This is a genomic window from Pelosinus propionicus DSM 13327 (assembly GCF_900114615.1).
Classification (GTDB): domain Bacteria; phylum Bacillota; class Negativicutes; order DSM-13327; family DSM-13327; genus Pelosinus; species Pelosinus propionicus.
On the sequence record NZ_FOTS01000056.1, the window covers coordinates 1 to 18,834 of the forward strand.

Genomic DNA, 18,834 nt, shown 5'->3' on the forward strand with positions numbered 1-18,834 from the left:
TTTTACTCCGTATTTTTTACAAAGATCCATATGAGAACCACTACCAGATAGATAATCCATCACGACTGTTTCTTTCAACTCCCAAGAATAGGATAGGTTTTTCGAGGTTTCCTGTAGCCCTTCTGGTCCTAAAGACTGATACCTTGCTAACCATCGCCTAATGCTTGTATTAGCTACCTTTAATTGCTTTGACAGATCGTTCATGGAGTATTCATTCCGTAGGTACTTTTCAACTGCATCAATGCGTTCTTCATATGAAACCGTAAATTTGCTTCCCATAAAAAATATGCTCCTTCCTTGCAATAGACAGTTTTATTATTTCAACTGTCTATTACAAGGGGAGCATATCAATTAAGGTAAGACGGTGCAACATATATATTAACGTCATTTTTTATTATGTACATAGCAAGTCGTACCAATACCTATAGTTCGAGTATACCAATTAATAATTGGCTAACATATCCTACACTTTTCTAAAAATATGATATAAAATAAGTTATGGCTCTCTTTTTATTCAACTGTAATGGAACTCAATCATTTTTGCTTTATATTTGTATTGGCTATTATTATATTATTAAAAAGGAAGTAAGTATTATTGTGAAAATATATTTTTTTAGTTTACTTATTCTAAATTTAGCTTTTGGTTTTTTTTATACTCAACCCGCTTCAGCTGAGCCTCTATCATACACTCATCTTGACGCTGAAAGATGGGTTCCACCCCAAAAAAAAATATCTCCTATCTTCAGTTTTAATTCCCAAGTTATAAAAGGCGATGGTCTATGGTATCTTGAGTCGCTTGCATATAACACTGATGCATCTGAAATTATTGCAGCTTTTAAATGCCACGACACCGCCAAAGAACATTATGGTCGCATAGTCGTGTATGACGGAGTTACACATAAGATCAAAAGACAGTATTCTCACGAGGAAATATGGCATGCTAATGACATGACATATAATAATAGCAATAAAACTATTGTTCTTGTGCCGATGAAAGATATTCGAGCCGCAAACTACTTATACATTTTTGACGCCAGCACCATGAAAAAGTTAGAAGAAGTAAGAGTAGAAGGTATCGACAGTATAACAGGGGTTGCCTATAACCAAAGTACCGGTGGTTATGTTGTTAATTCTAACAAAGATAAGACTTTTTATATCACCGATGATAACTTTAATGTGCAAAGTCAATTTAAATATCATGAAGATGCCACAATGCAAAGTATAGAGATCTATAACGATATGATCTATTATTATTGCAACAATATAATTAAAACGTTTACGATGGATGGGAAAGTAGATGGACGATATCAATTAACTAGCCATGGTGAAAGTGAAGGAATCACTAGTTTAGGTGATGGTAAATTTTTAATCGGTTTTATTCGAAAAGGGAATACCGGTAAGTATTATACTCTCAGCAATTTGATTCCAAATTACCAAATCTCTCATTAGCAATAAAGTACATAACTACCAACGATAATGTTAATAAAAAATCACCGCCCTACTAATTATGAAGTGCCCCCTGTCAAGTCAATGTCATTAAGGTAAGACGGTGTATATATTAACGACTCAACAAATATCCCCCTGCAGCAGTTCCAATAATCCAACCAATCCGCTCCTTTTTGCGAGCGGACTTTTCTTTATCTAATTCCTTTTTATGGATTACAGCCTGTTTCTCTAGTTCTTGGTTAGCTATTAATCTTGCTTGCGCATTCGCCATATCGGTAACATCTATCTTTGTAGTAGAAGACGTAGAAAATCTAAGCTCTCCATTCTCACCAATTTTAATATCAGGCTGTCCAGAAATGTTGGGAACCTCAACTTCTTTCCCATTTACTATAGCAATAACCTTGCCTTGACGCTCTACGAATTGTAGGATAGCTCCCTCTTGGCTTGGCGCTTGTACGGATACCTCTCTGATCGTTTCCGTCTTAGTATTTATAACCTGCGGGGGCAATGTAACAACTGTTTGCGTATTGGCTTTCTGTGCTTGACCAATAATGTGCTGCTTCCACTGCTGATATTCTTTATTACCAAAATAAAAAAGAGATAGCAACACTGCTACCCCTAAAAAATATTTCCAATTGTTTGAGATAAACGACTTACTTGCATCTAAATTGATCATCTTTATAAACCTCCTATATAATCAGTGATACCTCTAGCAATCGCTCTTGCATATCGATCCTGCCAGGTTGGATTTGCTAATAAGTGCCCTTCTTCCTCATTGGATATGAATGCTGTCTCAACCAAGCATGCTGGTGCATTGGTATACATGAGCACGTAGAAACGACTTTCTTTATCTGAATCACCATCACTGTAATCAGTTCGCCCTACTCGATCAGGGAACTCACCTGCAACCTGGTTAAATATTTTAGTTGCCAAAATATCTCCTTTGGTCTGCCCTGGTGAAGTCCAAACTTCGTACCCTCGCGCGGATGAGCTGCCTGCACTATTGCAATGCAGACTAATAAAGACATCAGCTCCCCAAGAGTTTGATAAGTTAGTGCGATAACTTAAGTCGTCAGTTTCTGGCTGTTCTTCCTGGGTTCTAGTCAACAAAACTTCATACCCTACTGCTTGCAGATACCGCTGGACCATGAACGCCATGGATAAAACTATGTCCGATTCTCTTAACCCTGTAAAGGGCGATACTGCCCCCGGATCTGTCAATCTTCCTGCATGTCCTGGATCAATACAAATTCTCATAATACAATCCCTCCAATTATCTTTGTTTAAACCGATCTAACCAAACCGTCAATTTGCTACGAAAAAAATCAAGCAGGCCACTGGCCTGCTCAACTCCTGCATCTCTTAAATTTTCTAATACGCTAATGGCTTCTGTTGTTGCAAGATAAACCCATGTTACTTTTAATATCAATGCTGCTTCACCTGATAGCTGCAGCAGCTCATCCGTTTTTACCGCCATAAAGGTTAGTACGATATAGACAACTATTTTGCCAACAAATCGATGTTTCATGGCATTACTATTGATATAACCTGCTTTGAACGCTGCTGGTATATCTAGTATGCAACTTACTAGATCATTTTCCAACCCACAATCCTTTAAATGCGTGTAACATAAAGCAATCCACCGAGTAAGTAAATCAATGAATACTAGCGTAACAAAAGTAATTAATGCGCTACCATGTAAGCTGGTAGCAGTGCTTATTACTAACGCTACCCCCATTTTAAACAGCCAGGCATCTGCTAGACTTTGTCCCGCTTTTACGATTGCTTTTAATAAATTTTCTATATCCAATTATCCCACCCCCAAATAAATAAAAAATTGAGGCTAGTAGCCTCAATTTAGCACTCTTATTTTTTCACCATCATAAAACACCTTATCTATACTTTCTACTTCGAGTTCCTCTACATCAATTCCCTGTGGCTTTTCAAGTAGACATTTTAATATATGTACTTGATATCCGTGTGCTGAGTCGTAATATGTGTCAATATAAGCATACACGATCATGCAATTCACTCCTCAAATCTTTTGTTCTAGTATATGAATGGTTTAAATTTTATACTCAACAACTACCACCATCAGGAAAATATTCATTTTAGCTCTTACTCTGCAATCAATCTTTCTGCAACTACTGTCTGATATTCTGCTGGAATTTCTTCGATTTTTAAACGACCAGCCTTGACCAGATATACATATCCTTTCACCTTCCATTCTATTAATACTGCCAAGTTATTCCCCTCCCTTCTCTGACGATAACGCAAATATCGCTTCCCAAACGTCTGCCAAGTCTTGGCTTACAGACGGCGTTATTATTACAGGTGCTGGTTCGGGAGGCGTATACTCAATCAGTTTTTTAGTTTTAATATCTATTTTTCTAGTCGATTGATTTGCCATCCAGTCTACATGCTCTGCTTCAGTAATTGAGACATATGGCCTAGGTATCGCAGATAAATCGTAAGTGGTACCTACTGGGACAGTTCCTGCCTCCTGTATGATATCGTTACCCTCTGCATCTTGCGTAATGATTGGATCAGTATTGTATACAGGTACTTCTTTGCCGTGTATAACATCTACATAACATCTACATAACATCCCAAGATATTACCGTCTTGATCGTAATTTAAATAGTATTGCATGGCTTACCCTCCTTAATATCCTATTGCAAAGTAAAATATATCACTAGATGGTCCAGCACTATCTTCGTCAATCGTTAAACGAATTTGACTGCTAGAAATAATGTCAGCATAACAACTAGAATTACCTGTGTAATAGTTACTGCCTCTTAGTGTCGCAGACGGTACTAGAAAAGCATTTGGGAACGTAATTGGTAAAGTTACTGCTATAGTAGCATTACCAACCGTATTTACATATCTGCCCCATTGTAAAATTAATCCATTACTCAGTTTTTGATAGCCGTTACCGGAAAACAAATGAGCTGAATCGTAAGCTGTGGCCGCTACGGTTGTTTCGTCTGTAGTAGCTATTTGTTTCCAAGGATTCCAAACGCCTGATTTTTTCGTCCTAAACCACATCCTAGGCGTTGTAGAACTGTTGTACTCTATTGCTAGTTGTGTCGCATGATTACCGTCATACGCATTATGCAATATCGTGCAATCACTAATGCCACCAGGAAGTGCCCCGCCAGTATTATTACAATAATACAAACCACTTTTATCCAATAAATCTGCCGTATGCACTCCAGAGTTATATGTTCCTATCCCATAGTCCGTAATCATGTTTGCCGTAGCTACTTGTTGCCATGCTGACCAAGTGCCACTATCTCCATTATATGTTCTTCTCCAAGCAGTTAATGGATTAGCGTTTCCACTACTATAATATAAATCAAAATATTGCACTATTCGTGCGCTACTACCACCATGATTTCTAACCATTCCAACTTGTCCTGATGCATTTGCCAACGTCCCATAAGGTGTATTTAAAACCGCACCTGATCCTGTATCAAAATGCCAGTAGGAGTCGGCGATTGTAAAATTGTTTAAATCTCTATTTGTAGGTGTAGTTGAAGACTTTGTAAAACTGGTATCGGTAGTAGGTATTTCTTTCCATGCTGACCATGTGCCTCCCTGATTCTTACGAGTATAAATGTTTCCAGTTACTGCACTAGTAGCGTGTTGGCTTACATAATTTGTTCGAGTTGATGTCCCATTTATGACATTAAGATAGAAGATATGATTAGCGTCTCCTGCGGGCAAAGGTCCATTTATAGCAAGAGCGCTAGCGCCTATAACATAATACTTCCCATTTTTGATTAATGTGTTCCAATCAGTAGCTGTGATTTCAGTAGAGTAATCAAAAGAAGATAATGCTGCTTTTTCAGATGCCAGCTCCGCTATAGCAGCCTGTACATTTGTTGCTGCTACATCTCCTGTGGCAACACTGCTTATTGCAGAGGCTGTATGCGCCCCACTGGTAGCGTTTATGTGCGTATTAGCTGCTTCTAGCGTTGTTGCTGGTGCTGTATACCATGCACTTTTACCTGTTATTTGCTTGATCATATTGCCAAGCTTACTGAGTAAATTGGTTAAACTTCCTGCTCCTGCAGTTGCCGTGACGGTATCTGAAATGGTTCGATTGCCAATTCGGTCGTCGTCAATTGATTTTTCTGATTCTCCTTTTAAATATTTGACAGCCTGGGACGTCCGATTAAAAAACCAGTTAAAATATTCTGCTGGTGGTTTTTCTTCTGGCTTCCATCCTTCATCTTTCTTTGCCTGTGTCGGCTCAACCCCAGGCTGATTCCATTCTAAATCATCGGGATATGACATCGTCTCAACTCCTTATTTTATATATAGACCACCGAAAAAGCCGCCTGTATCTCGGCTATTATTTGAGAATCCTTTTGCACTATCAAATTCAGGTGAAGGATACCTCAGACTGCCACCTTGATCCGGATTAATCAGACTTGAAAATCCATACCCTTCTTCAAATTCTGATTGCCTTGGTAAACTACTAAACTGAAAACCGCCGGCATAATATAATTCACTGCCAAATTCAAAGGTACCGTTTACACGCAGCCTCCAATCCAAATGAGCAGGCATGGTCCAGTAAAGAACCTTATCAATGGTCTCAAAGCTGGTCTTCATGCCAGTGAAAAGGAACTCCACCAGGTACTCTGAAAAATGCTGATCGATCTCTACACCATTTGCAAATGGCTCTAGAAATCGAATGAATTCTTGCCTAGTGGTCGGACTTCTAAGCCTCAGTTTGGACAATAGTCTTGCTCGGCGCTGTTCCAAAGTATCTCCTGCTGCAGTCGTAACAGCAAAGATTTCTTCATAGGTTGGTATCTTCCAAGTGGCCTTTTGAATGGTGAACTGGCCTTCAACATCTTGGATATTTGCCTCCAGCGTGTCCAGCTCTTTCCCTTCTGTTTCCATGATCACGTTCATTTGCCTGGAATCACGATAATAATCAGGAAGATAATCCTTCATTTTACTAGATTTCACTTAGCATCACCGCCCCAAGTGAGGGGATTTCATTCACTCCAAGAGTTATATTTATATTGCTGCCATTTAGCAAAAGCCCCTCATAATCCGTAATCCCTTTCATATTAACCAGTGCTGATCCAATCCTGTTTACAATCACAGTACGGTTAGAGCTCAGATTAATGCTCGTAAAATAACTGTCAACATCATTAGCAAATTCAACTTGTACATCTGCCAGGCTCTTAGAACCATCCATTCGTATACTTGCAATAATATCAATTGCAACAGGAACTGCCGGCTCAACAGTCACATGGGCACCTATCGGAGCTTTCCCCATACCGTTGCCGCTTGGTTCAGGATCTAGATATTCTTTGACGTTTGAAACAAGTCCAGGAGATGCAGGATCTCCATTGCTATCTAAGACTGTGATTTTAACGGTTCCCCCTCCGGCCCAAAGAGGCTGCACAATGACCTTTCCTACTCCTACAATCTCACTGCACCAGAATTCATAATCATCAATATTACCACTGCCAGGGTTTCTTCTGACAGTTATGTAGTAGCGCTCACGCAACTCCTCATCGCTTTCAGCATCCACCCCATTAAAATCATTCTCATGTTCAAAAAGTAAAGAAGCACTTTCTAGTCCAGGGATTCCCTCAACAGAAAGTACTTCGCTATTGTAATCGATGACCGTCTGGCTGCCGACTGTTTCACTTTCGATTCCCACGATCCCTGGAATATCAATTTGTCCAGTTGCCTTGAAATAGGTATCTTCAATTAGAAATCGGTCACCAACAAAGATTCGACCACTGGATCCAGTACATATCCAATATTTTTGACCACCAGCAAAACGTATGACTGTGACACTTTCCCCCACTGCTAATTCGTTGAGAAATTCTAGTTCAGCATTATCCAAGATAATACTTGTCAGATCATGCTGATGCGGACCTTCTCCTCTTAAGGTTTCTTCATCCGTAATGTTTGTTGATGAAAGCTTTACCTTTCGTTTATGTTTTGTCAAAAGTTCGGCAACTACAATCAGTTCTTTAGGTATGACAAGATTGCCATTGCCAGCCTTGTACCATGTAAGAAGTAAGGGCAATTACTAGCCCTCCTGTTATCAAAGTCCCAGTAGCCAACGCTACAATTCCCGTTCGTATCATTCCTGCAACAAAAGATGCCATTATATTGGCATTGGCAATCACAGCTTGTCTCCCAGAGTTAATGATACTAGCAACAAAGGTACTTGCGATTTTAACTCCAGCAATGGCTGCCTCAACCCCTGTCTTGATTAATGCAGGAGCAAAGACAACACCTAAAACCATTGCCGTATTTCCAATTGCTACTTGATTTTCTTCAAAGAACATTTTTAAAGCTTCAAATTTTGCACCAACACTCGTAATTACGTCAGAAGTAATCTCTCGAATACCCATGAAATTATTTTTCCAAGCTAATGCCAATAGGGCTACACCAGCACCAACTGCCAGTGCTATACCAATTAAGGGAGCCATTGATGCCACGGTTGCCATATTTGCTGCTCTAGTTGCCGCTGTTCTTTCCCATTCTGTTTTAGTCCATCCAATTAATGCAGGGATTACGATCGTTGTTATCACAGCTGCAATTGCTGGACCATACACATCAAAATTATTAGCAATATACTCAATCTCATTACTGATTCCGTCAAATGTAGTCATCACAGTGGTTAGAATAGCAGGCATATTACTGATAATCCAGTTTCCAAATACGTTGAGTGTCGGAAGCAGTTTATCTCCTAGGGGTACTAATATTCCAGTCTCTAATTGCCTACTAATCCCCCGAATTGCAGAACCGAAATCCTTGTACTTTACAGCATTGATCCTTTCCAATGTGTCTGCAGTCGAATTTGCAATACCAGAAGTATCTCCTAAAGCCAGTATCGCTTTGGCACCTAGGTCTTCAAACATCGTTCCAAATAATGCCACGCCAGCCGTATTTTGTGCAACGGGATCTTCCATACCGGCTAACGCCTTAACCACAGTTTGAAATGCATCTTGTGCTGCTGGTCCACCTTGAGCAAATGCCATTGTCATCTGCTCTGCATCAAGTCCCATGGCTGCGAATCCTTCAGCACTAGATTTTGAGCCATCTTTCGAACGAATCGTAAACTCTTTAACAGCATCTCCCACTTTATCGATACTAAAAGCTCCGTCTGCAGCACCGTTTATAAGTGCATTAGTAAACTGTTCAGCAGAAAAGCCTAGCATTTTAAATTGCACCGAATACTCATTTAACGAATCCAAGAGATCGTCATTTTTATTTGCTCCATTTTGGGCACCTTGCGCGATCAATGTAAAGGCTTGATCCCCCGTAATCCCAAAGTTTTTCATTAATGCATCGGCTGCACGAGTTGATTCGTTCACTTCAAACTCAAACGTATCTCTCAGCATCAATGCATTGGACGTAAGTTTTTCTAATTCTTTGCCCGATGCATTGGTTATCTGATTGACGGTAGATAATGCTTTGCCTATATCCTGAAAGTTCTCTCCAAGATTATTGTTATAAATCGAAAGCATCGTATCTTTAAGACCACTCATTTCGGCATCTACTAAACCGGTGGAAGCCTGTACACTATTTAGAGCTCGATTTAGATTATCAGATGCATGAGCGACTGCCGTTCCAGCCGTTAAAACAGCAGCCCCGATTGCAGCAAAAGCCATCGCTCCATACTTAGCAAGTTTTTGAGAGGCTTCCGTGTATTTTTCAGTTCTCCTTGCTAATTGATCTAGTTTAGCCGAGATCCTATCCTGCATTTCAAATCTAGCAAACATACTTGCCATCAACTCACCTCCTTCTTCCCTTTTTTGCTGCTTTTTGAGCATCCTTTTTCTCCTGTTCCATCACAAGTTCCTCTGAGGCAAGTAAAAATGACTTATGGTATTCATCCATAAGCCAAAAAGCTTGTGGTAGAAGATGATGACGCTGCCAAATTCGATGAGCGAGAACCGCGTCATAGTTACCGCTCTGAATTAGTTTTTTGCTTCTTTTACTACGTCTTCAATGGTGTCATCAAACCCATTAATCCTTGAGCAAGTCTGAATCCATTCCGTATATTCACCACCTAGATTGAGGACTGTTTTGGCCAAATCAACAGGATCAATACAATTATAGGATTGCAGTAACTCTGCATTCTTAAAATCGGGAAATACCGTTGTTTCAATTCCGATTCTGCAAGAGAATCGATCTCGGTCAAAACTCTCAATTCGCTGTCCTTTTATGTACTTAATCGTTGTGCAATCTGCTTTTAATTTATCTATCAGAGTGGTGGTGATTGCCTTAAATTTGAAAGGAATCGGCTGCCCCTCTTCATCCTCAAATAGCTTAGTGATCACTTTTTCTTCCTCAGGTAACTGCTTAGCTTTCCCTTTCATAAAAACTGACATATCCATATACATAAAACCTCCAATTTTATATTTTTGTGCTAATTTTTAAGAGAACGATTCAACTTTTCGCGGAACATCTCTTCTTCCTGAACTAATATGCAGGAAAATCGAGTATGAATATAATATAACTAACATTAATGATTAAAATAATAGAGTCTATGGAGTGATTTTTTTGGACATTAAACTAGATGATTTAACTGGATCGGAAGTAGCTACACTAATCGGAGAACATCTTCAGAATATGGCACTTAATTCTCCGCCTGAAAGTAGGCATGCTCTAAATCTTGAGGAATTGAAAAAACCAGAAATTACATTCTGGAGTGCATGGGAACAAGGTCAATTAGTTGGCTGCGGGGCACTCAAGGAACTTGATAATCGACATGGAGAGATAAAATCAATGCGAACTTCTTCATCACATCTAAGAAAAGGTGTTGCAAGGCGAATGCTTGAGCATATCATTGAGGAAGCTAAACGACGTGGCTACCAGCGGCTAAGTTTAGAAACGGGCTCAATGAGTGCTTTCAATCCAGCTAAAAGACTCTATGTGAGTTTTGATTTTCAATTTTGCAAGCCGTTTTCGGATTACATAGAAGATCCTAATAGCGTATTTATGACAAAGGAATTATAAGTTTGTTTTACGTTCATTTAACTGCCTTCAAAGGGCAGTTTTCTTCTAGTTACAAATCGAAAATAGAGCCATTTTTAAAGAACAGTCTAGAGATAACCTCTAGACTGTTGCGTTTAAAGGACTAATATAGTTAAAATCTTCAATCGTGAAAGGTAATTCGTCCTGAATGACATCGCCTTCAGCGTCAATATTAATAATGGCTACACTATCAAAGTTGATCCCTGTCAAGGCAATTCGTTCTGTTCCGCGACCGCCAGATTTATCATCAAGTATAGCAGTTCCATCAAGATAAACATCCTCACCTGTGTCTTTATATTTCTGAAACAGTAAACCAACATTAGAAGTAGCGTGATACTCTGTCACCGTTCCACTGCCCGACATTCCAACTGTTTTATGTCCAGTCATACGTACGCCCAGGCGCTTGATTTCCAGACATCAAACTATGAATCCGCTCCATCATACGACGTTCGCGAAAGGTAAAGAACTTTATACCTGCCTCAACTTGCGCCAAGGTACTGGTATCGATTTTATCATAGAGCAATTGCTCTTCCTCGGTCAGACAGTCAAACCAAATTGTTTCATACTCTCCAGTGGTTACAGCATTTTTATTGCCTGGCATACCACCAGGACCTCCACGATTGCCAATGCCATTTTTATTACCTTTAGGTGCTCCATGACCTTTGGCGTTTTTACTGCCAATCGGAGCGCTCCTTTATTTTTTGATCCCAATTATCTTCAGTTTTCCACTTCCTGATGCGAGAATCAGGGATACTAATCTCAGCAGCAATATCTTTAAGTTTAGCTGTACCATTACTATTAAGCCAAATTTCAAAAGCCTTATCCCTATCAGGATTTCTTGGCCTTGCCATTTACATATCACCCACCTCCACTAGTCATCGCGCTGTAGTTCTATATCAAGCTCTATTAGCTTTTTCAAATCATCCACGCTATTAATCTCGATATTACCCTTTTGAAAGTCACTTACCCATTTGGCAATGCCTGCCTGAACAATTTTACGGTACTTTACTTTGGAATCTTGAATTCCTTCGCAAATCGAAGCATGATGCTGTAATAGTAAGCTATTCTTACCCTTTATCGAACATTTGTTCGTTTTATCAATTGCCGGCACCCCCATCCATGGTTTAAAATGGATACGAGATAGTAGTTGGAGAGTATCTGTGGCCACAGTGTAGCCTACTATCTCCTGCTGGGAGTGCCCAGAAAAAAGGGTGGACGTTAGCGCGTCCACCCTCTATCTTTCCCTCTTAATTGATAAAGAGAAAAGCTTAAAATCCAGGAAGCTTTACGCTACCTGGATTTCTAAACGGTTAGCTTATTATTCTTTTATCTTATATCGGGATTTTTGATCAAAGTAAGTCATATCGGCATAACCAGCGTAAATTTTGCCGGAATGTTTAACTCCTTCGAGAATAAAATAACGGTCACCTTTAACAAATGTTTTCTTTACTCCATCAATTGTTAGATCAATTTTTCCTTCTAAGACGATACCCCATTGAAATTCATGAGAGTGTTCTGGTAGTTCAACATCTTCATTAAATTCCATAAAGATAATTTGGTGCTTTTCGCTTTGGGACAAATATGCCTTTATTCCTTTTAATGGGATATCAGCTTCCGGCAAGTTAAGTATTGGCTCCGGGAAAGTAGCCATGGGCACACCTCCTAAATTATGATTTTTGACTAATATGAAACAAAGGATAAATGAAAAAGTGCCATTGGTAAATATCCAATTAATTCTTTTATAACACAATTGGACTTACTCTATTCAAAAGTTAATGTACCAGTAAGTTTTACGGCTACTTGTCCTGTGAACTCTTCCCAACGTTTAATAATGACATCACAATAAATGGGATCCACCTCTACCATATAACATACTCGATCCGTCTGTTCAGCAGCCATCAATGTGCTTCCAGATCCACCAAAGAAATCAGCTACACGGTCGCCTGGCCGGCTACTATTTTGTATAGCTCTAGCACATAGCCCTATCGGCTTCATAGTTGGATGCTCACCATTTCGAAGCGGCTTCTCAAAACGCCACACAGTGGATAGACTATCATCGCCTGATTGCAACACCTCAAACGATGGTACCCGGATGGTTATACTTTGAATACCGGCAGTAAAAGTAAGCAGCGCCAATCATTGTCTTCTCTGACAATGATTGGCGCTGCTTCTTCAAATACAGTTCCTTGTTTGCGTCCACCGTAAAACCGATGAGCTGCACCAGGCTTCCATCCATAAAGGATGGGCTCATGCTGCCACTGATAATCCTGTCTACCAATCACGAATTGATTCTTAGCCCAGACTAGGCACTGCTTTAAAAGCCAGCCAGCATCTAGTAATGAGCCGCGGAAATTCGCCCCCTCGGAATCAGCATGACAAATATAGATAGCGCCACCCGGCTCTGTCGCAATGAACATAGATATGAATGCATCATGTAAGAATTGATTAAACTTATCAGCCGACATGTTATCATTCTTAATAGTCAATTTATCTGCTGTCCCGCCCTCATATGCAACATTATAAGGTGGATCCGTAAATACCATCGATGCTAACCTACCATCCATTAACCTTTCCATATCTGAAATAAGTGTCGCATCACCGCACATAAGACGATGCCGGCCAAGCTGCCAAATGTCACCTGGTTTAGTGATTGGCTCCTTAATCTCAGCAGCAGCTGCAGCTGGATTAAAGTTATCTTCTTTTACTTCCTGAATATTAAAGTCGGCCAGCAAGTTATCAATTTGCTTGTCAGAAAAGCCGGTTAAGCAGGAATCAAAATCACTAATGCTTATTTCAGTTAGCAAACTGGCTAACAATCCCTCGTCAATCTGTGATAGTTCTGCAATCCGATTGTCTGCAATCAAATCGGCCCATTCTTCGGCCTCTGTTGCATAATCTTGCCGATCTACAGGTACTTGCTCAACACCCAACAATTGAGCCGCCAAAAGCCGACCATGGCCGCGTACGACAAAACCAGAGCGAGTCGACACCGTTATTGGTGCACGCCAGCCCTGGTTCTTTATAATCTTAGCCAGTAATTCAATTTGTTTTTGCGGATGCTGGTTTGGATTCTGTGGATTTGGGACCAATGTTGTTATGTCGGCCAAATCGCTATAAGCGCAACGCACTGGTACACCAGATACAGTAAATTCACTCATACATTCTCCCTTCTTACTTACTCTTTTTAAGATCTATTTGATATTCACTTCCATCTGGAAGTTTTACGATAAAACCACCATTCTTAGTAATAATGTCAGCATTGTTAATACTATCGAAGATACCATACATCATATGTCCCATTAACTCTTTAGCACTTTTATCCATCTGTTTTATCCCCTTTTCGTTTAGCGTTGTTACATTAATCACTTACTACGCTCTTAAAGTCAAGGGTTTTTAGGATTGTATACTTGTTGTCTCTGGTCTCAAATCTCAAAATAGATCTATCTTTACATTTAGCCTGTTCTAAGTGGTATGTATCGCGTGTACATTCGCTTTCTTGATTATAAGCACAGTCTGTATAACATTTCACTATATCACCTCATTTTTTGCATAAAAAAAGCCTGCAATGCAGGCTCTCATCACATTATTTTTTCATCGTTACTCACCTTTTTATTTCACCATCATACAATACATTAATTGATAATAAAGGAGGAATACTTATGGGTTTTGGATTTGGAGGACGTAATGGTTTCGGTGGCTCCGGCTGCATTATTATTATAATCATCATTTTATTACTTTTCTGCTGCGATAATAACGATTTTTCCTCTTGCTAATTCTTTTAAACACTCGCCAAGCTGTATACTCTTGCAACCACGTTTCCACCAAAACGTGGTTCTTTTTTTGCATAAAAAAAGCATCCATTAGGACGCTTTATAAACGACTTGATCGTAATCTGCTTTGTCTTTGACAGCGATAGTATTCATTTATTTTAATATCTAATAATTGACTTGCTCTGATCGTTCCCGGGGAGTTTATGCCTTGTTTCATAGCAATATCATGAAGCTCTTCACGTAATCGTTCTGTATCTTCCCACAATTGTTTAGTTACTAAATCATCCATCGCAGTTCATCCCCTTTGAGATAATTATACTCAACGAGGAAGAATTAGTATGTGATTTAAATCATTTTGAAGTATTAATAAAACCACCCCAACGGGACGGTCTAATAACTTTCACATTTACTTACACTACTATCCTATCATAAAAACCGGCCCCATGTGCGTCCATTTTGCGTCCACTTTGCTTTTGGAAGCAAATCGTAACATATTTTATAACTTTATAATGAATGGATCTTATACGTTTTTCAGTACAATGAAACATATCTGCTATACTACGATTTGATCTACGCCATGAATATTTCATTTCTAAAATACGCTTTTCCTCTTCAGTCAATCGGTTAAAAGCTATGTCAAATGGCGCCATCCATTCTCGTATCTCATGGATTCGGTATCTAATGCTAATTAATCTCTTATATTTATCTGGCAGAAGCTGCTGTGCTTTGCGTGTTGCGCTCTCTAACTTTTCTATCATGGAAGCCAAGGGATCTCTACAATCACTACTACCACCTGGTGAATAACCATATTTTGCTGTCATTTTTGGGGTGTCCATTATACATTTTATTGTTTCTTCCATCTCACGGATATCACCTAACAAAATGACCTCAATACCTCGCAATTGCTCTAATCTAGACTGTTTATGATAATATTTTACAAGCACTTTTCCTATTAGTGTTTCCCATGGCTTTACTCTTTTCGTTTGCATATTCCCACCCCACTCATAAATATAAAATGCCGACACTCCTAGCAATGCCAGATAGTGTCGGCTTCCGTTCTTCGGTCAGCCAATTATTCTTTTTTCTCCGGACGAATACTCTGCCGTATATCGACTCGGGTGACTTCACCGTTTTGTATGATAAAATCTACATTTCCAAACTTGAGAGAATTTAGCTGGTCTTTAGACTTGATTATTTGCTGTATGAGATCATTGCTTAATGTCATCCTTATCTCCTTTAAGGTGCTGTCTCCTTTTTATCAATCTGGATACTATAAAGATTTAGAAACTAAATTGATAACCGCTTAATCACCTTTATTTACCATAGATCATATTATGTATAGATAAGTTTTCTATTGGTGAGTTAGGAGGTAATTATAAAGATGGGCTATCGCAAATGGGGTCACCCTGAAATTGAGGACTGGAAAGAAGATCCTAATTCAAGAAAAAAATTATATGCATCAGATTTATGGGAATTCGGCCTAGGCTGCTACCCTATTGACTCTTGTTATAATTGGTATTGCTGGCCTAATGATAGTTGCTGTCCTAGACGATCTTGTTGCCCTAGACGGGGTTGTTGGCCTAGGAGAAATTGCTGGCCTAGACAAAGTTGCTGGCCCAGACAAGATTGCTGGCCGCGCTAGTTTCGCATTTACTTATTTTTTATTAAAAAGCCTTCGGGCTTTTTTTATTCCTCACGCTCTAATAAATTTCACTTCCACCGATTTATTTCTAAAACCAGACCCGCCCACACATCACTCTCACCAATCACCTCATAATTCAATTCTCTGATCCCTTCACGAAACTCCGCAATCTGTCGAGGATCATCGCCCTGGCAATATTGTTCAGCGATTGACTGCAGCGTATCACCAGCGTTTACTGTATACTGCATTGTAAATAAGATCAATCCCACCATAAACTGTTTCACTCTCAAGACATCTCCTTAATCAAAATTCAACTATACTTACTCTTTCCGTGTATAACATATGCTTGAGTCGGTAATAATATTATTGTGCACACACTTTCTTCCAGCAGGTGACCATAACAATGGAGCCTGTACATATTCTCCTGGAACAAGACCATCAACGGAGCTGGTCTTGTTCTTTTTTTAGCCAATTAATTGACATGGGTCTTTATATTCACGACCGTAGTTTTTACTATGTACCTGTAGATTGCGCGAAGGCGCTTGCTCCTGGCACATTTCTTTTACTTGCTGAGGTTCCCTATTAACAAAATATCGATTCGTCAGCAATGTTGCTCCTACGCCATCACTTGGATCAGAAATTTCCTTCACCTGGAGATCAGCAAATACTGTTTTTTGACATTCACGGCAACGTCCTTTCGTTCGACCACCTGGAAAGCCATTATACATATTAGCAAAATACTCAGCACCACACGAACATTCAATACGATATCGTTCCTGGTCGGTGGTGCTATTACTTTGCGTTTGCACCGGTTTCAACTTTGCCCATTCAAGATCTTCCAAACCAGACACATGCATGCCGACAACTTCCTGCATATCAATTGCCACAAATTCATCATCTACGAACTTAGCACATATGCTGCGAGAAAAACGACTTGGGCGCTTAATTTCTTCTATGAGGCATTCAGTCATATGCTCTGGCAGATGCATTACAATTTTCAGGCCGCTGTTAAGCAATAGGGTAACAGGTAGACCATTATTTTCGCAATCGAGATCCAGGTCGTCTTCCACATTGGCTTGAATGGCTTCCGGTGTAGCCGGCTTGGAGATCGATACCATTAGATTTTCCTTAGCTTGCTCATCAAGATAGCCTAGACGTATGTCTGCTGATTTTTCTAAGCGTGTCCTTGCATGCCTGAGCTCCGAAAGAAATTTCTTATCTACGTTCTTCAAACTAGAGTATAACTCAATGACTTTCTCAAGCTGGACTCTGAGTGTCATAAGCCTGACCAGATTCTCTTTTTCATCCCTCGATAAATATTGATTCATTCTCCCCACTCCAATCAATTTTATTTGAGTTCGTTTCTCTATACGTGCGCACAAGGCACTCATAACATTTGATAACCGGGATATTACTCGCCATTGATAATAATTATCGTTGATCTTCCATTATCAGTATAAGCACAACTACCACCAACACTCACACTAAAGGCTCCGCCAACCCCGGTCTTAATAACAGCTGCGTCTGAACTATTCTCCAGCAATGAAATAATCTCGCTATACTCATTACTTTCAGCCTTTAATAGACCACGTTTCTTGACTTCCTCAAGTAAATCGTCATCCTCAAACTCTTCTAGATCAACATAAACACTGACAATAGCCACTTTCACCCCACCTTCCTAAACAGCCGATCCACTACCGGCAAATAATCCAAACTCTGTGGCACCTTCCACTCTGGTGAAAAATCCTTGCTATGTATCGATGCAGCCCCGCCCGCTTGCCATTCATCCAGCCCATACTCCCAAACTTTCCACGGTACCGCAAAGTATCTTCCGCCCTTAAAACTAACAAACACGAAGGAGATCCCGCCCGTCTTATCATGCCGATCAAGAAACTCCTGTTGATGCTCTTTTAGCTCCGCCCAGCGAATCCGATCCGAAGACAAACACTCTTTTGCATCAAAGGCAATGGATTGTCCCTTATAGCTCCCCAGAAAATCCACGATTGACTTATTCTCCACCTTTGCAGATACGATTTTCCCGCCCTGGCGAATGGGAATCCACTCCGTCGGCACTTTAGTTATAATGGCTTTGCCTCTGGCCTTATAGATTTCATTCACCATGATAATCGACTCTTCAAAAGCCTTACCACGGTTTGCATGGGCATATCTCACACCTACACCTCCATTCATACAGCACTGATAGAATCATTTTCCTAATATTTCCCAGAAAATAACATATACATTAGCTTATTTTATTGCTTCCATAGCCCATGATGCAGGCTTTTTCTTACAATCACAGGTAACGGCTTCATCCCTCGTATTTATGCCGTTGTTAAAGGGCACTTGAGTAAGATACCATCCTTGGCCATTGCATTTTGGACACACAGAATCAATTTTCGAGTTATCCACAACCATAGCCTCGCGCGCGCTATTATTTATATTTATATTTATAGTTTTGTCTACGTCTAGTCTAGTATAAGAATGTGCTACAGGTGTGCCTACACCTGTGCCTAGTGGTATGCCTACTACTGTGCCTACATCTATGCCTACAGGTGTGCCTAGTACTGTGCCTAAATTCTGACACTCAGAAAAATTATCCACAGGCACTTCTTGTTTCTTTTCTTCCAAAAGAGAAATCATACGATAACTTCCTGCTTGGTTTGATTTGCCTTTTTTATATTCAATTAATCCATATTGAATTAGCGAATTCCTTGTGGATTCGACCCCTTGTCGGGACAATCCGGTAAGTAGTTGAACAGTTTGATTGGGCGCAGTAAACCATTCTTTCCAGCCGATCATATTGTTTATGCTCATTAACATGTACCATAAAGCAATTACCCCTGTAGAAGGTCGGTTTATCATTGTCCAATCCCTAAACGCATTCAACTCTCGCATATAGTTCATAAGCCACCACCTAAGAGCAAATCTTGGATCTATTACTATAATCTC

General features: G+C 39.8%; 30 protein-coding genes. 2 read left to right on the plus strand and 28 right to left on the minus strand.

From position 1 onward, the window contains the following. Nucleotides 1-279 (minus strand): helix-turn-helix domain-containing protein (locus tag BMZ99_RS21475; protein WP_139214813.1); only part of this gene is annotated, 279 nt, incomplete at its 3' end. 318 nt (nt 280-597) lie between these two features. Between BMZ99_RS21475 and BMZ99_RS21480 the strand changes: the two genes are divergently transcribed. Then, on the plus strand, nt 598-1,449 hold the full coding sequence (locus tag BMZ99_RS21480; RefSeq protein WP_090942695.1) for a hypothetical protein: 852 nt from the start codon (nt 598-600) through the stop codon (nt 1,447-1,449). A 109-nt stretch (nt 1,450-1,558) separates the two neighbouring features. Here the strand turns inward: BMZ99_RS21480 and BMZ99_RS21485 are convergent, their stop codons facing one another. The 11 genes from BMZ99_RS21485 to BMZ99_RS21525 all read right to left on the minus strand — a co-directional run bounded on the left by BMZ99_RS21485 (nt 1,559) and on the right by BMZ99_RS21525 (nt 9,833). Further along, entirely contained in the window at nt 1,559-2,122 is a 564-nt protein-coding gene (locus tag BMZ99_RS21485) for a YfgM family protein (protein ID WP_090942698.1), read from the minus strand. A gap of 2 nt (nt 2,123-2,124) precedes the next feature. Continuing rightward, nucleotides 2,125-2,703 (minus strand): N-acetylmuramoyl-L-alanine amidase family protein, encoded by a 579-nt coding sequence (locus BMZ99_RS21490; protein WP_090942701.1) that lies wholly within the window; start codon nt 2,701-2,703, stop codon nt 2,125-2,127. Between the two features lie 16 nt (nt 2,704-2,719). Beyond that, nucleotides 2,720-3,256: a phage holin family protein gene (locus BMZ99_RS21495; protein ID WP_090942704.1), complete on the minus strand. Its 537-nt coding sequence runs from the start codon at nt 3,254-3,256 to the stop codon at nt 2,720-2,722. Between the two features lie 42 nt (nt 3,257-3,298). Then, nucleotides 3,299-3,469: a hypothetical protein gene (locus BMZ99_RS26540; RefSeq protein ID WP_175490650.1), complete on the minus strand. Its 171-nt coding sequence runs from the start codon at nt 3,467-3,469 to the stop codon at nt 3,299-3,301. Between the two features lie 95 nt (nt 3,470-3,564). After that, nucleotides 3,565-3,690 carry a CD1375 family protein gene (locus tag BMZ99_RS27455; protein ID WP_281246855.1) on the minus strand — a complete coding sequence of 42 codons (126 nt, stop codon included), beginning with the start codon at nt 3,688-3,690 and terminating at the stop codon, nt 3,565-3,567. A gap of 1 nt (nt 3,691) precedes the next feature. Beyond that, on the minus strand, nt 3,692-4,054 hold the full coding sequence (locus BMZ99_RS21500; protein ID WP_090942707.1) for a hypothetical protein: 363 nt from the start codon (nt 4,052-4,054) through the stop codon (nt 3,692-3,694). 56 nt (nt 4,055-4,110) lie between these two features. Further along, nucleotides 4,111-5,748, minus strand: coding sequence for a pyocin knob domain-containing protein (locus tag BMZ99_RS21505; RefSeq protein ID WP_090942710.1), 1,638 nt, complete (start codon nt 5,746-5,748; stop codon nt 4,111-4,113). 12 nt (nt 5,749-5,760) lie between these two features. Continuing rightward, a complete protein-coding gene (locus BMZ99_RS21510; RefSeq protein ID WP_090942713.1) occupies nt 5,761-6,429 on the minus strand; it encodes a putative phage tail protein in 669 nt (222 codons plus the stop codon). Continuing rightward, a complete protein-coding gene (locus tag BMZ99_RS21515; RefSeq protein ID WP_090942716.1) occupies nt 6,419-7,510 on the minus strand; it encodes a baseplate J/gp47 family protein in 1,092 nt (363 codons plus the stop codon). Before BMZ99_RS21515 ends, BMZ99_RS21510 begins: the two co-directional genes overlap by 11 nt. After that, the gene (locus tag BMZ99_RS21520) at nt 7,455-9,224 is read right to left on the minus strand and encodes a phage tail tape measure protein (RefSeq protein WP_175490651.1); all 1,770 of its coding nucleotides are present in this window, start codon (nt 9,222-9,224) and stop codon (nt 7,455-7,457) included. The genes BMZ99_RS21515 and BMZ99_RS21520 overlap by 56 nt, the downstream gene beginning before the upstream one ends. A gap of 189 nt (nt 9,225-9,413) precedes the next feature. Next, nucleotides 9,414-9,833: a phage tail assembly chaperone gene (locus BMZ99_RS21525; RefSeq protein WP_175490652.1), complete on the minus strand. Its 420-nt coding sequence runs from the start codon at nt 9,831-9,833 to the stop codon at nt 9,414-9,416. A 166-nt stretch (nt 9,834-9,999) separates the two neighbouring features. Between BMZ99_RS21525 and BMZ99_RS21530 the strand changes: the two genes are divergently transcribed. Beyond that, a complete protein-coding gene (locus tag BMZ99_RS21530) occupies nt 10,000-10,455 on the plus strand; it encodes a GNAT family N-acetyltransferase (RefSeq protein WP_090942724.1) in 456 nt (151 codons plus the stop codon). A 99-nt stretch (nt 10,456-10,554) separates the two neighbouring features. Here BMZ99_RS21530 and BMZ99_RS21535 read toward each other — a convergent pair whose 3' ends face one another. The 16 genes from BMZ99_RS21535 to BMZ99_RS21610 all read right to left on the minus strand — a co-directional run bounded on the left by BMZ99_RS21535 (nt 10,555) and on the right by BMZ99_RS21610 (nt 18,789). Continuing rightward, on the minus strand, nt 10,555-10,860 hold the full coding sequence (locus tag BMZ99_RS21535) for a phage tail tube protein (RefSeq protein WP_090942727.1): 306 nt from the start codon (nt 10,858-10,860) through the stop codon (nt 10,555-10,557). Next, nucleotides 10,847-11,074 (minus strand): hypothetical protein, encoded by a 228-nt coding sequence (locus BMZ99_RS21540; protein ID WP_090942730.1) that lies wholly within the window; start codon nt 11,072-11,074, stop codon nt 10,847-10,849. The genes BMZ99_RS21535 and BMZ99_RS21540 overlap by 14 nt, the downstream gene beginning before the upstream one ends. 70 nt (nt 11,075-11,144) lie before the next feature. Beyond that, nucleotides 11,145-11,324, minus strand: coding sequence for a phage terminase small subunit-related protein (locus BMZ99_RS21545; RefSeq protein ID WP_090942733.1), 180 nt, complete (start codon nt 11,322-11,324; stop codon nt 11,145-11,147). A 20-nt stretch (nt 11,325-11,344) separates the two neighbouring features. Beyond that, complete coding sequence (locus tag BMZ99_RS21550) at nt 11,345-11,641, minus strand: hypothetical protein (RefSeq protein ID WP_217645128.1); 297 nt, start codon at nt 11,639-11,641, stop codon at nt 11,345-11,347. A 150-nt stretch (nt 11,642-11,791) separates the two neighbouring features. Then, nucleotides 11,792-12,124 (minus strand): cupin domain-containing protein, encoded by a 333-nt coding sequence (locus tag BMZ99_RS21555; RefSeq protein WP_090942736.1) that lies wholly within the window; start codon nt 12,122-12,124, stop codon nt 11,792-11,794. A gap of 110 nt (nt 12,125-12,234) precedes the next feature. Beyond that, nucleotides 12,235-12,609 carry a DNA-methyltransferase gene (locus tag BMZ99_RS21560; protein WP_090942739.1) on the minus strand — a complete coding sequence of 125 codons (375 nt, stop codon included), beginning with the start codon at nt 12,607-12,609 and terminating at the stop codon, nt 12,235-12,237. Continuing rightward, nucleotides 12,570-13,631 (minus strand): DNA methyltransferase, encoded by a 1,062-nt coding sequence (locus BMZ99_RS21565; RefSeq protein ID WP_090942741.1) that lies wholly within the window; start codon nt 13,629-13,631, stop codon nt 12,570-12,572. Before BMZ99_RS21565 ends, BMZ99_RS21560 begins: the two co-directional genes overlap by 40 nt. Nucleotides 13,632-13,644: 13 nt before the next feature. Next, nucleotides 13,645-13,839 carry a hypothetical protein gene (locus tag BMZ99_RS26030; RefSeq protein ID WP_139214814.1) on the minus strand — a complete coding sequence of 65 codons (195 nt, stop codon included), beginning with the start codon at nt 13,837-13,839 and terminating at the stop codon, nt 13,645-13,647. 504 nt (nt 13,840-14,343) lie between these two features. Then, nucleotides 14,344-14,532, minus strand: a complete 189-nt coding sequence (locus BMZ99_RS21570; protein ID WP_090942744.1) for an aspartyl-phosphate phosphatase Spo0E family protein — start codon at nt 14,530-14,532, stop codon at nt 14,344-14,346. Between the two features lie 121 nt (nt 14,533-14,653). Next, nucleotides 14,654-15,232, minus strand: a complete 579-nt coding sequence (locus BMZ99_RS27205) for a sigma-70 RNA polymerase sigma factor region 4 domain-containing protein (RefSeq protein WP_245755099.1) — start codon at nt 15,230-15,232, stop codon at nt 14,654-14,656. 83 nt (nt 15,233-15,315) lie between these two features. Further along, nucleotides 15,316-15,468 (minus strand): DUF2292 domain-containing protein, encoded by a 153-nt coding sequence (locus BMZ99_RS27460; RefSeq protein ID WP_090942747.1) that lies wholly within the window; start codon nt 15,466-15,468, stop codon nt 15,316-15,318. Nucleotides 15,469-15,953: 485 nt separating this feature from the next. Then, nucleotides 15,954-16,169, minus strand: coding sequence for a LysM peptidoglycan-binding domain-containing protein (locus BMZ99_RS21590; protein ID WP_090942753.1), 216 nt, complete (start codon nt 16,167-16,169; stop codon nt 15,954-15,956). A 180-nt stretch (nt 16,170-16,349) separates the two neighbouring features. Then, the gene (locus BMZ99_RS21595) at nt 16,350-17,213 is read right to left on the minus strand and encodes a frataxin family protein (protein ID WP_090942756.1); all 864 of its coding nucleotides are present in this window, start codon (nt 17,211-17,213) and stop codon (nt 16,350-16,352) included. Between the two features lie 83 nt (nt 17,214-17,296). Next, the gene (locus BMZ99_RS21600) at nt 17,297-17,548 is read right to left on the minus strand and encodes a hypothetical protein (RefSeq protein ID WP_090942760.1); all 252 of its coding nucleotides are present in this window, start codon (nt 17,546-17,548) and stop codon (nt 17,297-17,299) included. A gap of 2 nt (nt 17,549-17,550) precedes the next feature. Then, the gene (locus BMZ99_RS21605) at nt 17,551-18,057 is read right to left on the minus strand and encodes a Holliday junction resolvase RecU (protein ID WP_175490653.1); all 507 of its coding nucleotides are present in this window, start codon (nt 18,055-18,057) and stop codon (nt 17,551-17,553) included. Nucleotides 18,058-18,132: 75 nt separating this feature from the next. Beyond that, nucleotides 18,133-18,789 carry a hypothetical protein gene (locus BMZ99_RS21610; protein WP_090942766.1) on the minus strand — a complete coding sequence of 219 codons (657 nt, stop codon included), beginning with the start codon at nt 18,787-18,789 and terminating at the stop codon, nt 18,133-18,135. Nucleotides 18,790-18,834: the final 45 nt, after the last annotated feature.

Excerpts from the sequence above, each read along its gene's own strand:
- BMZ99_RS27460 (WP_090942747.1), bottom strand. The coding sequence starts at position 15,468 with ATGACATTAAGCAATGATCTCATACAGCAAATAATCAAGTCTAAAGAC.
- BMZ99_RS21610 (WP_090942766.1), bottom strand. The coding sequence starts at position 18,789 with ATGAACTATATGCGAGAGTTGAATGCGTTTAGGGATTGGACAATGATA.
- BMZ99_RS21505 (WP_090942710.1), bottom strand. The coding sequence starts at position 5,748 with ATGTCATATCCCGATGATTTAGAATGGAATCAGCCTGGGGTTGAGCCG.
- BMZ99_RS21565 (WP_090942741.1), bottom strand. The coding sequence starts at position 13,631 with ATGAGTGAATTTACTGTATCTGGTGTACCAGTGCGTTGCGCTTATAGC.
- BMZ99_RS21535 (WP_090942727.1), bottom strand. The coding sequence starts at position 10,860 with ATGACTGGACATAAAACAGTTGGAATGTCGGGCAGTGGAACGGTGACA.
- BMZ99_RS21520 (WP_175490651.1), bottom strand. The coding sequence starts at position 9,224 with ATGGCAAGTATGTTTGCTAGATTTGAAATGCAGGATAGGATCTCGGCT.
- BMZ99_RS27205 (WP_245755099.1), bottom strand. The coding sequence starts at position 15,232 with ATGCAAACGAAAAGAGTAAAGCCATGGGAAACACTAATAGGAAAAGTG.
- BMZ99_RS21595 (WP_090942756.1), bottom strand. The coding sequence starts at position 17,213 with ATGAATCAATATTTATCGAGGGATGAAAAAGAGAATCTGGTCAGGCTT.
- BMZ99_RS21570 (WP_090942744.1), bottom strand. The coding sequence starts at position 14,532 with ATGGATGATTTAGTAACTAAACAATTGTGGGAAGATACAGAACGATTA.
- BMZ99_RS21540 (WP_090942730.1), bottom strand. The coding sequence starts at position 11,074 with ATGCCAGGCAATAAAAATGCTGTAACCACTGGAGAGTATGAAACAATT.
- BMZ99_RS21555 (WP_090942736.1), bottom strand. The coding sequence starts at position 12,124 with ATGGCTACTTTCCCGGAGCCAATACTTAACTTGCCGGAAGCTGATATC.
- BMZ99_RS21500 (WP_090942707.1), bottom strand. The coding sequence starts at position 4,054 with ATGTTATGTAGATGTTATGTAGATGTTATACACGGCAAAGAAGTACCT.
- BMZ99_RS21525 (WP_175490652.1), bottom strand. The coding sequence starts at position 9,833 with ATGGATATGTCAGTTTTTATGAAAGGGAAAGCTAAGCAGTTACCTGAG.
- BMZ99_RS26540 (WP_175490650.1), bottom strand. The coding sequence starts at position 3,469 with ATGATCGTGTATGCTTATATTGACACATATTACGACTCAGCACACGGA.
- BMZ99_RS21485 (WP_090942698.1), bottom strand. The coding sequence starts at position 2,122 with ATGATCAATTTAGATGCAAGTAAGTCGTTTATCTCAAACAATTGGAAA.
- BMZ99_RS21490 (WP_090942701.1), bottom strand. The coding sequence starts at position 2,703 with ATGAGAATTTGTATTGATCCAGGACATGCAGGAAGATTGACAGATCCG.
- BMZ99_RS21545 (WP_090942733.1), bottom strand. The coding sequence starts at position 11,324 with ATGGCAAGGCCAAGAAATCCTGATAGGGATAAGGCTTTTGAAATTTGG.